Origin of the sequence: Marinobacter sp. EhC06, assembly GCF_001650915.1 — a bacterium.
In the GTDB taxonomy this organism is placed as follows: domain Bacteria; phylum Pseudomonadota; class Gammaproteobacteria; order Pseudomonadales; family Oleiphilaceae; genus Marinobacter.
On record NZ_LXYO01000023.1, the window covers coordinates 86,503 to 100,535 of the forward strand.

Sequence of the window (14,033 nt, forward strand, 5' to 3'; positions counted from 1 at the left end):
TAACTTCTGCGCCGGCGCACCTGCTATGTAGCGTTTGGTATGATAATTGTCACAGATTGGCGCGACATCCATGAACTCACTGCGAGACCCCATGAATCCAACCATAGAACTTCTTAAATCCCACCGCTCTATTCGTAAATTCACCGGTAAAAAAATTCCGAACGAAATGCTCAGGGAGCTGATTCGCGCCGGCCAGTGCGCCGCCACCTCGAATCATGTGCAGGCCTACTCGATCATTCACGTGATTGATCCGGACAACCGCCGTAGAATCGCCGAACTGGCCGGTGGCCAGAGCTACATTGCTGACTGCTCCGACTTTCTGGTGTTCTGTGCCGACATGCGGCGCTCCATCGACGCGGCGGGTCGTGCCGGGGCCGACGTGGTGCGCGGGATGACCGAACAACTGCTGATTGCCACCATCGACACCAGCCTGATGGCCCAGAACGTGGCCATCGCAGCAGAGTCCGAGGGGCTCGGGCTGTGCTATATCGGGGGCATACGGAACAACCCGGCGGAGATCAGCGAGATACTGCGGCTGCCGGAGCATGTCTATCCGGTGTTTGGTATGTGCCTGGGGTACCCGGACCAGAATCCGGAGGTGAAGCCGCGACTGCCGGTGGAGGCCATTCTCAGGGAAGACTATTACTCCGACGCCCGAGACGAAGAGCTGGTCGCCGGGTTCGACCGCACCATGAACGAGTATTACCGGGAGCGAACCGGCGGCAACAAGGACACTACCTGGTCCGAGCAGCTCAAGCCGCTGTTCACCTCGAAACTGCGACCGCACATGCGCGACTTCCTGCGCAAATGCGGCTTCGAGATGAAATAACCACTACGGAACGGCTTTCGGCCTGGTCACCCGATCCACCAGATATACCAGGCCGTGGTAGTCAATACCGCTGTGCCGGCTGAGCCCGATCTCGCAGGTACGGCTGGTGGATATGCCTTCCTCACAGCCGGCCGTCTGATCTGCCAGTGTTTTCAGAGAATGGGCGTTGAGCTCGGGCACGTTGAAGCCTTTATCCCCGGCAAAGCCACAACAATGGATGCCCTCGGGTACCACCACCTGAATGCTGCAACGCCGGGCGACATCGATCAGCCCGTCCGACTCACCCAGGTGCTGGGTACTGCAGGTGACGTGCACCGCCAGCGGGGTCTGCTCCGGCTCGAAATCCAGACGCTCGTAGAGATGATCGCGAATGAACCGGACCGGATCAAACAGCTTCAGGCCGGCCTCTTCGGCGGCTTCGCGGATCTGCAGGGTGCAGGGGCTGGTGTCGCAGTAAATCGGATCGACGCCATTGCGGCTGGCCCGCAACAGCGCCGAAATCAGTTCGTCTTTCTTGGTCGCCGCCTGGTCCGGATAGCCTTTGGAGGCGAACGGCTGGCCACAACACAGGCTGTCCAACGCCTCCGGATACACCACCTGGTATCCGCCCTTCTCCAGCAACCGCCGGGTGACATCAATCAGCGGCTCCTGTGCCTTATCGCCCCGCGCCGGACCCATGGTCCGGGACACACAGGCAGCCAGATAAACCACCCGGGGCCGACCATCTGACGGATCCTGCGCCGCGGGCGAAACAAAACGCACCGGCTGGGGCAGGCTCGGATCCCACTGGGCCACCCGACCACCAGACACCTTGCGAACGCCAGCACTGAGGCGGGTCAGCAGCGGCGCGCCCAGCAGTCTTTCCGCCGTGGATGCGCCGGCCAGAACAAAACGGGTCGCTTTCAAAGCGCCGGCAAAATGCTTCGCCAGCTGATTGGCCACAGACTGGCCGGTGGCCTTCTCGCTGCGCAGCTTGCGCACCAAATCACCGGTATTGATGCCCACCGGGCATCGCTGGGCGCAGAGGCCGGTCGCGGCACAGGTATCCAGGCCGTGGTACTGATAGGCTTTTTCCAGTTCGGCAGTGTCTTCACCGGCACGTCGGCGGGCCTGGATGTCCCGCCAGATCACGATGCGCTGGCGCGGCGACAGAGTCAGCCCCTCCGACGGACACACCGGCTCGCAGAAACCACATTCAATGCACTTGTCCACCAGTGGATCGGCCTCGGGCAGTGGCTTCAGGTTCTTGAGATGGATCTGTGGATCTTCCGAGAGCACCACGTCCGGATTGAGCAGGTTCTCAGGGTCCAGCAGTCGCTTGATCTGCCACATCAGCTGCCAGGCATCATGCCCCCATTCCAGCTCCACGAAGGGCGCCATGTTGCGACCGGTGCCATGTTCCGCTTTCAGAGAACCGCCGAATTCCACGGCAACGAGTTGTGCCACATCCTGCATGAAGGCTTCGTAGCGAGCGACTTCCGCGGGGTCGTCAAAGCCCTGGGGAAACACAAAATGCAGGTTGCCCTCCAGGGCGTGGCCAAAGATGATCGCGTCGTCATAGCCATGCTTCACGAACAGCGACTGGAGGCGGGTGACCCCCTCGGATAGCTGATCAATCGGGAAGGTCACATCCTCGATGATCACGGTCGTACCGTTCGGTCGCACCGCACCCACGGCGGGGAACGTGCCCTTACGAATGGCCCACAGTTGATCAGACACTTTGGCGTCGCGGGTGAAATCGACCTGCTGCTCCAGTGGGAACTCAGCGAGGGCCTGCCTGATTCGGGTCAGCTGTTCATCCAGAATCTCCGAAGATGACGCCCGGGTCTCCACAAGCAACGCGCAGGCATTCTCCGAGACATCATGAATCCAGTCCGGCAGGCCGGGCTTGTCCTGAACCGAGCGCAGGCTGCGACGGTCCAGCAACTCCACGGCCGCGACCGGTTGTGAACGCAGCACCGACGCCGCCCTGCAGCAGCTCTCCGCATCCCGAAACACCAGCAGGGCCGTGGCCTTGTCGGGGTACTCAGGTACGGTGTTGTAGGTCACTGCGCTGACAAAACCCAGGGTGCCCTCGGAGCCCACCATCAGGTGCGTGAGAATCTCGAGAGGACAGGTAAAATCCACCAGGGCGTTCAGGGATAACCCGGTGGTGTTCTTCAGCCGGTATTTATGGCGAATGCGCTCCGCCAGCTCCGGATTCTCCCGGGTGTTAATGGCCAGCTTTTTCAGGGCCGCGAGCAAATCACCGTGGCTGTTGCGAAACGCCGAGACGCTCGCCGGGTCCTCGGTGTCCAGCACGGCCCCATCCGCCAGAACCAGGCGCATGCCGGCCAGGGTGTGATAGCTGTTCTGGGCGGTACCGCAGCACATGCCACTGGCGTTATTGGCAACAATGCCACCGATCTTGCAGGCGTTGATGGACGCCGGATCGGGACCGATCTTGTAACCCCGTGGCGCCAGCCAGGCGTTGGCCTGGGCGCCGATCACGCCGGGTTGCAGACGAATCTGGCGGCCTTCGGCGCGGATGTCGTGCCCGTTCCACTGGTCGCCCAGGACGATCAGGATCGAGTCGCTGATGGCCTGGCCAGACAGGCTGGTTCCGGCGGCCCGGAAAGTCACCGGCACCTTATGGTTGCGGGCGATGGCCAGAAGATCGACAACCTCTGCCTCATCCTGAACCCGCACCACCACCTTGGGAATCAGCCGGTAAAAACTGGCGTCGGTTCCGAACGCAAGGGTGGACACCGGATCGTTAAAGACCCGGTTTTCGGGAATCCGTTGCCGGATTTCAGCCAATACCGTTGCAGTAAAACTCATGCGTCCTCCAGAACCAGCACAATGAGCTCACGGGGGCCGTGGGCACCGTAGGCCAGCACCTGCTCGATGTCTGCGGTCTTGGACGGGCCGGACACCAGCAAGACATTTGTGGGCAGCCCGGCCGCCCAGTCCTGAGCCACCATCATGTCATACAGATTGTCGTGAATCTCGCTGGCCTTGAGCAGGGCAATGTGTACCGGCGGCACCAGACTCATCAGCCGCGGTTCGTAGCGATCCGGCCAGAGCACGACCGTGCCGGTGGCGGCGATCCCACCCAGGGTGCCGGTCAGGCTGGCCTCCACATTCCAGAACAATTCTTCTTTCCAGGCTTCCACCGGCTGATCATAAGCCAGTAACTCGACGTTCTGCTCCGTGGCCTCGAAGTAAGCCTGCAGCGCCCGGCCATGTTCTTTCGCCGGCGCGAACAACAGGTTGGCGAGGTTGCGTTTGTTCAGAAGTTCGGCCACCAATTCCGGCCAGTTGTCAGAACGGCACTGATGCACTTCAGTGTGAACCGCTTCCATGAGGCTGCGCAACCGGGCTAGCCGGTCTCCCGGCGCATAGCGCCAGGGCCTGGTCACCAGCTGCTCGTCGAACTCGTCAGGGCGGGGTGTTGTGCCGGCAAGGCTGTCTCTCAACTTACCAAGAATATTACCGCGGGCGCTCATGAGGACCGACCTCCGTTCTGATCAAGATGCCTGGCCGCCAGATCATGCAGGGAACGGCGGGCGGGCACCGGTGCGCTGTGATTCTCGGTCCAGGGGCCAGCCTTTTTCGGGGCCAGCGCCCGGAAGCGGGTCGCGGCCCAGAGAAAACTGCGATACAGCGCCGGCCGGGTGTTGAGCATCTGCCAGCCACGCCAGATCCAACGTTCCGTCCGGGAATACTTGGCGCCGCCACCTTTCACCTGCTGCGGCTGCTCCGGATCCTTCACATTTTCCTGGCGCAAGCGTTGCAACAATTCGGGGATCGGTATTTTCACCGGGCACACGTCACCGCAGGCTCCACACAGAGAGGAGGCGCTTGGGTGGTCCGGCACCTTGTCCAGCCCCGCCATGTGCGGCGTGATGATCTTGCCGATAGGGCCGGGGTAGACCTCGCCGTAGGTGTGGCCACCCACCCGGGTATACACCGGGCAGTGGTTCATACAGGCGCCGCACCGGATGCAATTCAGTGTCTGGCGCATCTGGGCATCGGCAAAGGCGCCGGTGCGGCCATTATCCAGCAGTACCAGGTGCACCTCTTCAGGGCCGTCCAGTTCGTCGGGCTTGCGGGGGCCGGAAATCAGGTTCACGTAGGTGGTAATGGGCTGACCAAGGGCCGAACGGGTCAGCAAGGACACCAGTGGCACCACATCCCTCAGGTTCGGCACCACTTTTTCGATGCCCGTTACCGCAATATGCACCGGTGGCGCCGTGGTGCTCATGCGCCCGTTACCCTCGTTTTCCACCAGCAGCAAGGTGCCGGTTTCGGCGACCGCGAAGTTCACTCCGGAAACACCCACATCCGCTTCCATGAATTTCCGTCGCAGGGTCCGCCGACCGATCCGGATCAGCTGATTGACGTCTTCGGTCTCCGGCTCCCCCAGCTTGTCGTGGAACAGCTTCGACACCTGCCGGGCGTTCTTGTGAATCGCCGGCATGATGATGTGGGAGGGCTTTTCGTTATCAAGCTGGACAATGTACTCACCCATGTCGGATTCCAGGCATTCAATGCCCCGCTCCGCCAGGTAGTCGTTCATCTCCATCTCTTCGCTGACCATGGACTTACCTTTCACCACCTGGCTGCCCTTGCGGGCTTCGATGATGCCGTGCACCAGGTTGTTGGCTTCCTCGACGGTCTCCGCCCAGTGAACCTTGACGCCATTTTCAGTGAGCTTCTGTTCAAGCTGCTCCAGCAAGTCTGGCAGACGGGACAACGCACCAGCCTTGATACGATTCCCCAACTCCCGCAGGCCTTCGCGTTCGTCGGCGTCCGGAAAAGCGTTGGCCCGCTTGGTCATCAGCGAGTCCATTGCCACCCGGAAATTGTTGCGCAGCTGCCCGTCCGCAAGGGCTTCTTCGGCGCGGCCCCGGAAATCCGGGGTCAGTTCGGTAACCGGAATACGCTGGCTCATACCACCTCCCCTGCACTGGCACCATTGATCCGCTCCCAGAGGAAACTGGCCAGATGCCGACCCCGGAAGCTCTCTTTCTGTTTCTCCAGGGAACCGTTGATGTTCATCAGACAGCCACCATCGGCGGTGACCATTTCCACCGCACCGGAGTCCATCAGCGAGCGGGTCTTGTCTTTGACCATGGCCCCCGAGACTTCCGGCATACGCACCGAGAAAGTGCCGCCAAAGCCGCAGCATTCGCTTTCATGGTCGTGATCGACGCGCTCGACCCCTTCAAGCTGTTGCAGAAGCTCGCGGGCATGGAGGTGGGTGTTCATTTCCCGGCGCGCAGAGCAGGAGGTGTGCAGGGCGATCTTGCTGGGCGCGCCCCGGTCTGCCAGCTGCACCTTGCAGACTTTCAGCAGGAATTCGGTCAGCTCAAAGGTGCGCTCGGCCAGCGCTTCCACCCGCCTGAGCGTGCCGGGCTCGTCGGCAAACAGTACCCGGTAGTGATGCCGGAACATACCGGCACAGGAACCGGACGGCACCACTACCGGCAGACCCGATCGATCGAGGATATCCAGCTGGGCGCGGGCCACGGCTTTGGCCTCATCCCGGTACCCCGAGGTCCAGGCGGGTTGCCCGCAACAGCTCTGCTCCTGTGGGAAATTCACGCGCACACCTTCCCGCTCCAGCAGACGGATGGCGTCCAGCCCGGCTTCCGGGAAGAACAGATCCACCACGCACGTACCGAACAGCGTGACCGCTTCCGGCTTCTCCGGGTACTGCCGGTCCGGTTCCCGTTCGGGCGATACCCGGGTGGCATTGGGGGCGGCATCGTAAAACAGCTGGCTCATTGATTGCGCCTCAAGACAGTCTCAGACAGACAAACTTTAATTTGGTAATACCAATTGACATTACATAATAACCAAGGTATTCGAGACCGGCTGCCGATGTCAAAATTTTTAACGGAGGACTTCACTCTGAGCATCGAAAATACGTCGGCGCTTGGCCTCGGACTTGCTCTGTGTTATTGGTATTACCAATAAATTCTGAGACAGGAAATTCTTTCTTATGGACGTCGGGCATATCGCGCCTCGCAGACTCGCGGACACCATCGTGGAACAGCTGGAAACCATGATTCTGGAAGGCGCCCTGCAACCGGGCGAGAGGCTTCCCCCGGAACGGGTTTTGTCAGAGCAGTTCGGGGTGTCCCGCCCTTCCCTGCGGGAGGCCATTCAGCGGCTGACCGCCAAAGGCCTTTTGATCAGCCGTCAGGGCGGCGGCAACTATGTCACCGAATCCCTCGGTGGCAGTTTCAGCGATCCGCTGATTCCTCTGCTTGAAAACCGGCCAGACGCACAGCGGGATCTGCTGGAATTTCGCCGAACACTGGAGGCAGACTGCGCCTATTACGCAGCCCTACGCGCGACGGAGGTCGACAGGGCACACCTGAAAACCGCCTATGAGGCGCTTCAGGCCTGCTATAGCAAAGATAGAGATCGGGATCTGGAAGCCGAGGGCGCCGCCGATGCCCGCTTTCATCTGGCGATTGCCGAAGCCAGCCACAACGTCATTCTTCTGCACACCATCCGAAACCTGTTCAACATGCTGAAAAGCAACGTGGTTACCAACATCGGCGGCATGTATCGAAGAGAGGCGGAAACCCGGCAGGGGCTGGTGGAACAGCACCGGATGCTGTACGAAGCCATCACCGAAGGACGGGCCGAGGAGGCCCGGGAGCTGGCCGGCAAGCACATCCAGTATGTCCAGCAGGTGCTTTCAGAGCGCAGTGAGAGTCACCGCCGACTGGAACGATCCCTGCGGAGGGACAAGCTCGCACGATCCTGACTTGCTCGATCCTGGAAGGAAGCGATCAGGGTCTCAGAGCAGTCGATTGATCTCCTTCCATAACCTGCGATAGGCATCGGCGGCCACCGAGCTGGGCGCCAGCAGCTCCACCGGTGTGCCTTCCTCACCCATCTTCTCCACCACACTGGCGTTCGGGATGATGGTCTTCAGGCCTTTGGGCAGGATTTCATCCTGCGCGTTAATCAGCTCCCGATGAAGACCCTTCCGGCGGTCTGCCATGGAATAAAACGGGTGCAGCTTGCCCGGCTTCAGCTTCTTGTCCTTGGCGAACTCCAGCAACTGCTTCCAGCTGTTCAGGGACAGCCAGGTGGGAATCACCGGCACAAACACCTCGTCTGCCGCTTTCAGAACCTGTTCGGAAAGGCGAGACAGCGAAGGCGGGCAATCCAGTATCACCAGGCTGGTTTCTTCGGACAGCGGCGCCAGCCACTGCTTGATCAGATTGCTGCCATCCTCCTGGTCCAGTTTCACATCGAGATTACGGAAACTGGTGTGGGACGGGATGAAATCCAGGTTTTCGTAGTCGCTCTCGTGAATGAATTCGGCGATGGGCGTCTTACCCTTGAGCAACTGCGATAACTTGTGCCCTTTCACCTCGTCAGCACCGGCCAGATACCAGCTGGAAGCACCCTGGGGGTCCAGATCCCACAGCAAGGTTGGATACCCGGCCTGGCTCGCCAGATAGGCGATGTTCACGGCAGCGGCGGTTTTACCAACACCGCCCTTCAGACTGTAAAACGCTATGGTCCTCATCCTGTCAGATCCTTTTCTCCAGGCATAAAAAAACCGGGGAAGTCCCCGGTTAAAGCATTCACACGATGCACAACACAATGCATGTCGTCCTGATGAGTTCTCAGGCTAAGCTCTTCCGGTGACAGTTTGATGACAGCCTCCAGGCCGTCCTCAAAATTTTCGCATCCTTACTGACTTACTTTCTCCCAGACTGTCAGCTCGGAGAAGCTGTGCTGGAACTTGTTCCTTGTCTCCCTGATGACAAACGGCAGGCTCCAGGGTTCAAACAACAGCCGGAAATGGGGCGCCAGCATTTCCTTGAGGCCGTCGAACGTCGAGAAATCTTCACCGTCCTTCTTGAACCCGCCAACCCAGTGTTCCTTCGGCGTGTACTCCTCCAGCCAGGTATAAGGTGAGGCAATCACCAGAAGCCCGAGCTCGTTGATCCGCTCATGGATGGTCTCCAGAAACAGCGATGGCTGGTACAGCCGATCGATCAGGTTTCCCGCGAGTATCAGATCATACCCGGTGAACTGCGATGGCAGATCGCAGGCATCGCCCTGGTGAAAGGCCACACGGTCAGCGGCCTCTTCCAGCCCGATGGACGCGAGGCTCTGGTCCTGGAAGGTCACGAGCTCGCCCTCTTCTGGACGGGCATAACGCACGCGTTTGTCCCGGGCCACTTCCTGGCACTTGTTGACGAACGCGTTGGAAAAATCGATGCCGTCCACATGCCGGAAATGCCGGGCCAGCTCAAAGCTGGTTCGGCCAACGGCGCAGCCAATATCCAGCGCACGATCCAGGGGCCGGCCATCCATGGCGTGCATGGCGGCATCCGCCAACGCCTTGGGGAAGTTGGCCTCACCATGCCACCGTTCGCCAAAGTGAAATTCCAGATATTGGGCGAGGGTGGTGTCGTTCTCATAATACGCGGCTTGCTGCAATGGAATTCTCCTGACCTGAATGGTTCAACGGCTACCTCTAGCGTAACAGGAAGTTGCCAATACCCTGTTCAATAACGGTCTCTTCCGACCGGTCCTTGAGCGGCACCCCGGAAACCTTCTGTCGGCGCGCTTCCCTGAGCAGGTACATCAGACGCCTGCTCGCCTCCCCCCATGACAGTCCCGCCAGCCGGATATTCGATATGCAATTTCGGCTGGCATCGGTCAGCCCTGGTCCTGGCTGCCAGGTCAGGTAAAGTCCCAGACTATCCGGAGAGCTCAGGCCCGGGCGCTCGCCAATCAGCACCACCACGCAACGGGCGTTGAGGCGGTGGCCAACATCATCCCCGATCGCAACCCGTCCCTGAGAGACAACAACCAGCGGGGCCAGTTCCCAGGACTGATCATCGGCTTCGATGTCCGTCAGCAGGGCCTCCAGAAAGGCAATGGCGTTTTGCTGAACTCCATAGGAAGAGAGTCCGTCTGCGATCACCAAAGCCAGATCAGCGGGTGAAGCACCGGTGTGGCCCCGCCGATCCAGCTCCTCAGATGACTGGCTACTGAGTCTGCGGCCAAGATCGGGGCGCTGAAGATACGTGATTCGGTCGCAGGCCTGGCTTTGCAGGTGAACCGGATCGTGTCGTAAAAGCGTTTTCCTGCTCCCGGTCAGTTCTTCCAGACCAGCCATCAGCCGATCCGTGTCCAGCGGCAGGTGCACGGCATCGCGGGCCTGGGCATGGGCCAGCTGAAACGCCAGCATCTCCCGCGTGGGCAGGCTGATGCCTGCCCGGCCAAGTCCAATCCGGGCATCGGTCCAGGCCGACAGCGGGCGCCAGGGATTCTCGGTGACAACCGGCTTACGCTCAGGCATTGTTCTGGCCCTCCGGTAACCGGGCCAGGCTTTCCCGGAAGGCGTCCGGCAAAGCATCTGCGGGCACCTTGCCTTCGGTATCCCGGAAAATCTGCATCCTGGTCAGCCACTGCTCGAATTCCGGTGCCGGTCGCTTGTCCAGAACGCGGCGCAGATACAGTGCATCGTGAAACGAGGTGGTCTGATAGTTCAGCATGATGTCGTCCGAGCCGGGTATACCCATGATGAAATGACAGCCGGCCACGCCCAGCAGGGTGAGCAGGTTGTCCATATCGTTCTGATCGGCCTCGGCGTGGTTGGTGTAACAGATATCGCACCCCATGGGCAGGCCCAGCAACTTGCCGCAGAAATGGTCCTCCAGCCCGGCCCGGGTAATTTCCTTGCCATCAAACAGGTATTCCGGGCCGATAAACCCGACCACCGTGTTCACCAGAAGCGGCTCGAACTTGCGCGCCACTGCGTACGCCCTGGCCTCGCAAGTCTGCTGGTCCACACCGTGATGGGCATCGGCCGACAGCGAGCTGCCCTGGCCGGTCTCAAAATACATCACGTTCTGACCAACGGTACCCCGATTCAGCGAGAGCGCCGCATCCCGTGCCTCGGCCAGAGTGGCCAGGTCAAACCCGAAACTGCGGTTAGTCGCCTCGGTACCGCCTATGGACTGGAACACCAGATCCACAGGCGCCTTCTGTTCGATGGCTTCCAGGGTATTGGTTACGTGGGTGAGCACACAGGACTGGGTGGGAATCTCGTATTTTCGGATCACCTCATCCATCAGTCGCAACAGCCGCACACTCTGGGCCACGTTGTCCGTGGCCGGGTTGATCCCGATCACTGCATCGCCACTGCCATACAGCAAACCGTCCAGGATGCTGGCTGCAATGCCGGTAATATCGTCGGTCGGATGGTTGGGCTGGAGCCGGGTCGACATCCGGCCGGGCAGGCCTATGGTGCTGCGAAATGCGGTCTGGACCCGGCATTTGGCCGCCACCAGAATCAGGTCCTGGTTGCGCATGATCTTGGACACAGCCGCGGCCATCTCCGGAGTAATGCCGGCCCGGACGCTAGCGAGCATCTCCGGCGTGGCAAGGTCGCTGAGCAGCCAGTTCCGGAAATCCCCGACGGTAAGATGGGCAACCGGCTCGAACGCCCCGGGATCATGATCGTCCAGAATCAGACGGGTGACTTCATCCTGCTCGTAGGGGATAAGCGCTTCGTTCAGAAAAGTTTTCAGGGGCAAGTCCGCGAGGGCCATCTGGGCCACCACCCGTTCCTCGGCGGTGTGTGCGATGACACCCGCCAGGCGATCACCGGAGCGCGCCGGAGTGGCTTTGGCCATCAATTCCGCCAGCGTTGCGAACTGCCATCGCCGTTCACCCAGACTGTACCGATACATTGCCCTCTCCCTGAGACCGTTGTTCTACTATCTTAGGTGAATATCACCGAGACAGATCAACGGCAGGATAATGCGATGACCGAAAAAGCGGTTCTGACCAGCATCAACGATGGCATTTGCACCATCACCCTCAACCGACCAGACAGGCGCAACGCCGTCGACGGCCCCACGGCCGATGCCCTGCGCCGGGCATTCACCGAGTTTGAAGAAAACGATGCCCTCAAGGTGGCGGTCCTTTATGGCGCCGGGGGCAATTTCTGTTCCGGCGCTGATCTGGAGGCCATCGGCGATGAACAGCGGCGGAACCGGATTGATCCCCACGGCACGGGTCACGGCCCGATGGGCCCGACGCGCATGCACTTTTCCAAACCTGTCATTGCGGCTGTTTCAGGGTACGCCGTGGCCGGAGGCCTGGAGCTGGCACTGATGTGCGACATGCGGGTAGCGGAAGCTTCCGCGGTGTTTGGCGTCTTCTGCCGACGCTGGGGCGTCCCCCTGATCGACGGCGGTACCGTGCGGTTGCCCCGCATTGTCGGCCATGGCCGGGCCATGGACATGATTCTGACCGGCCGCCCCGTCAACGCCGAGGAAGCCCTGGGGATGGGACTGGCAAACCGGGTGGTGCCCGACGGGACAGCACTGCAGGAAGCGCAGGAACTGGCGGCGAACATTGCCGGATTTCCCCAGCGGTGCCTTCGGGCCGACAGGGCGTCCGCCATTCATCAATGGGATCTTGATAACAAACAAGCCCTGGAAGCCGAGGGGGCTGCCGGCTACCCGGTGGTTTTCGAAGAAGCTATCACCGGGGCCCGAAAATTCAAGGAGGGAGCTGGCCGTCACGGCCAGTTCTGAGCAGGCCCGAGAGCCAATCGGTCAGGTGAGAATAAGCGTCCAGATCCAGCACGAATTCCTGCCCCCGAGCGGCACAGGTCAGATAACACCAAGGCGGTTCCAGATACCAGCGGTCCGGCTTGGTGTGATAACTCAGGGGCGGACGGTCCTCGCCCGGATAAAACGCGGCGGGCAGACGCCACCGGGTGGGCAGCCGGCTTTGCGGATCGGTCAGGACCAACTCATCCCGCAGTTTCGGGAACACACCACTACCGGCAAAGACCTCCGCGCCGGTTGGCAACTGGCAGGCATGGGAGGACTCATAAAGCGTGTTGCCCGCGTCCGGCTGACCATGGAAGTGGGGATGGTATCGGGCCCAGGGCAAGGCGCCGGGCGCCAACTTGTCAATGGCGTGGATCTGGCCCACATGCAGCCAGCCCCAGATGGCATGGAACGGTCGTGATCCGGGCACAAACCGCCAGCGCCGGTTATGCATTTCAGCGCGGCGGAAAACCCCGAAGAACAGGAACAGATCTCCGGGCTCAACTCCCTGATTGCGCAAATGCCCCTGCGCCGAACCGGTCTGGCCCAAAACCGGTCGCCAGCCCTCTTCTCGCGGGTAGGCATCAGCCATCAGATCCGGGTCCAGGTGGGCGCCATGGCCGCCACGAATTCGGCCACCGGAGAGATCCCGGGCGATCTTGCCCAACCTGCGCTTTTCGAACAGGACATCGTCATAGCGGATTCGGGACTGGGAGTCCGGAATCGGCAACACACACAGGGCGTCGTCCGGTAGCACCGGGCTGGGACAACCGCCGGCGGAAGAATCGAATCCCTTCCGGCTCAGAATCAGTCGCATGGCATCACTCGAAAAGCATGAAGGCTGAACGGGCGGTAAATGCTATCGTAGAAAAAACAAAAATGCGCGAATGCCACTGACCGGAACCGCCAACACCATGAGAATTGTCTGCATCTCCGACACCCACAGCATGCACCGCCAGATTGAGGTGCCCGAGGGTGACCTGCTGATCCACGCCGGCGACTGCCTGGGTGTCGGTACCCTGGACGAACTGGAAGATCTGGATCTCTGGTTCGCTGAACTTCCGCACCGCCACAAGATTCTGATTGCCGGCAACCACGACTGGTGCTTTCAGGATGAGCCGGCCGAGGCCCGGGAACTGGTCCGCCACGCCCATTACCTGCAGGACAGCCCGGTGGAACTCGAAGGTCTCAAGTTCTGGGGCAGCCCTTGGACACCGACGTTCTTCAATTGGGCGTTCAATCTGGAACGGGGTGATGCCCTCGCCGAGCGGTGGGCACAAATCCCCGAAGACACCGATGTGTTGATCACCCACGGCCCTCCCGCCGGCATTCTGGACAAAATTATCTCACCCTCCGGCATCGTTCGCCCCGGTTGCGACCACCTGGCTGAACGGGTGGCCAGACTGCCCCTGAAACTGCATATCTTCGGTCACATCCATGAGGGCTACGGTCAGGAACAGATTGGGGACTGCCTCCACGTGAATGCCAGCACCTGCAATGGCAGTTTCAAGCCACTGAACCCGCCAATTGTAATCGACCTATAATCCGGCCTCGCCCGACGCCAGGCGAACATTCGTTCTTTTCTTTTATCCGAAACAAAATCA

13 protein-coding genes are annotated in these 14,033 nt (G+C 60.6%); 4 read left to right on the forward strand and 9 right to left on the reverse strand.

Translation table 11 applies throughout. The features are described from left to right. Nucleotides 1-91 precede the first annotated feature (91 nt). A complete protein-coding gene (nfsA, locus tag A8B84_RS10380) occupies nucleotides 92-829 on the forward strand; it encodes an oxygen-insensitive NADPH nitroreductase (RefSeq protein WP_064229124.1) in 738 nt (245 codons plus the stop codon). Nucleotides 830-832: 3 nt separating this feature from the next. Here the strand turns inward: nfsA and A8B84_RS10385 are convergent, their stop codons facing one another. Genes A8B84_RS10385 through A8B84_RS10400 form a run of 4 tightly spaced genes read right to left on the reverse strand, consistent with a single transcriptional unit; the run spans nucleotide 833 to nucleotide 6,601 of the window. After that, the gene (locus A8B84_RS10385) at nucleotides 833-3,649 is read right to left on the reverse strand and encodes an FAD-binding and (Fe-S)-binding domain-containing protein (protein ID WP_064229125.1); all 2,817 of its coding nucleotides are present in this window, start codon (nucleotides 3,647-3,649) and stop codon (nucleotides 833-835) included. Next, on the reverse strand, nucleotides 3,646-4,317 hold the full coding sequence (locus A8B84_RS10390; RefSeq protein WP_064229126.1) for a LutC/YkgG family protein: 672 nt from the start codon (nucleotides 4,315-4,317) through the stop codon (nucleotides 3,646-3,648). Before A8B84_RS10390 ends, A8B84_RS10385 begins: the two co-directional genes overlap by 4 nt. Beyond that, nucleotides 4,314-5,765, reverse strand: a complete 1,452-nt coding sequence (locus A8B84_RS10395) for a LutB/LldF family L-lactate oxidation iron-sulfur protein (RefSeq protein WP_064229127.1) — start codon at nucleotides 5,763-5,765, stop codon at nucleotides 4,314-4,316. The genes A8B84_RS10390 and A8B84_RS10395 overlap by 4 nt, the downstream gene beginning before the upstream one ends. Further along, nucleotides 5,762-6,601, reverse strand: coding sequence for a (Fe-S)-binding protein (locus A8B84_RS10400; RefSeq protein WP_064229128.1), 840 nt, complete (start codon nucleotides 6,599-6,601; stop codon nucleotides 5,762-5,764). Before A8B84_RS10400 ends, A8B84_RS10395 begins: the two co-directional genes overlap by 4 nt. 217 nt (nucleotides 6,602-6,818) lie before the next feature. Here A8B84_RS10400 and A8B84_RS10405 point away from each other — a divergent pair, with 217 nt between their 5' ends. Then, complete coding sequence (locus tag A8B84_RS10405) at nucleotides 6,819-7,595, forward strand: FCD domain-containing protein (RefSeq protein WP_064229129.1); 777 nt, start codon at nucleotides 6,819-6,821, stop codon at nucleotides 7,593-7,595. 33 nt (nucleotides 7,596-7,628) lie between these two features. Here A8B84_RS10405 and A8B84_RS10410 read toward each other — a convergent pair whose 3' ends face one another. From A8B84_RS10410 to A8B84_RS10425, 4 genes are all read right to left on the reverse strand, one after another. Continuing rightward, entirely contained in the window at nucleotides 7,629-8,369 is a 741-nt protein-coding gene (locus A8B84_RS10410; RefSeq protein WP_064229130.1) for a ParA family protein, read from the reverse strand. Between the two features lie 167 nt (nucleotides 8,370-8,536). Further along, nucleotides 8,537-9,292: a putative 4-mercaptohistidine N1-methyltransferase gene (locus A8B84_RS10415; protein WP_064229131.1), complete on the reverse strand. Its 756-nt coding sequence runs from the start codon at nucleotides 9,290-9,292 to the stop codon at nucleotides 8,537-8,539. Between the two features lie 37 nt (nucleotides 9,293-9,329). After that, nucleotides 9,330-10,160 carry an ethanolamine ammonia-lyase subunit EutC gene (gene eutC / locus A8B84_RS10420; RefSeq protein ID WP_064229132.1) on the reverse strand — a complete coding sequence of 277 codons (831 nt, stop codon included), beginning with the start codon at nucleotides 10,158-10,160 and terminating at the stop codon, nucleotides 9,330-9,332. Continuing rightward, complete coding sequence (locus tag A8B84_RS10425; RefSeq protein WP_064229133.1) at nucleotides 10,153-11,556, reverse strand: ethanolamine ammonia-lyase subunit EutB; 1,404 nt, start codon at nucleotides 11,554-11,556, stop codon at nucleotides 10,153-10,155. Before A8B84_RS10425 ends, eutC begins: the two co-directional genes overlap by 8 nt. 75 nt (nucleotides 11,557-11,631) lie before the next feature. On the opposite strand from A8B84_RS10425, the gene A8B84_RS10430 reads away from it, so the two are divergent. Then, nucleotides 11,632-12,408 carry a crotonase/enoyl-CoA hydratase family protein gene (locus tag A8B84_RS10430; RefSeq protein WP_064229134.1) on the forward strand — a complete coding sequence of 259 codons (777 nt, stop codon included), beginning with the start codon at nucleotides 11,632-11,634 and terminating at the stop codon, nucleotides 12,406-12,408. Here A8B84_RS10430 and A8B84_RS10435 read toward each other — a convergent pair. Next, nucleotides 12,374-13,246, reverse strand: coding sequence for a hypothetical protein (locus A8B84_RS10435; RefSeq protein ID WP_064229135.1), 873 nt, complete (start codon nucleotides 13,244-13,246; stop codon nucleotides 12,374-12,376). The genes A8B84_RS10430 and A8B84_RS10435 overlap by 35 nt on opposite strands. A 70-nt stretch (nucleotides 13,247-13,316) precedes the next feature. On the opposite strand from A8B84_RS10435, the gene A8B84_RS10440 reads away from it, so the two are divergent. Beyond that, nucleotides 13,317-13,973, forward strand: a complete 657-nt coding sequence (locus tag A8B84_RS10440; protein ID WP_064229136.1) for a metallophosphatase domain-containing protein — start codon at nucleotides 13,317-13,319, stop codon at nucleotides 13,971-13,973. Nucleotides 13,974-14,033 lie beyond the last annotated feature (60 nt).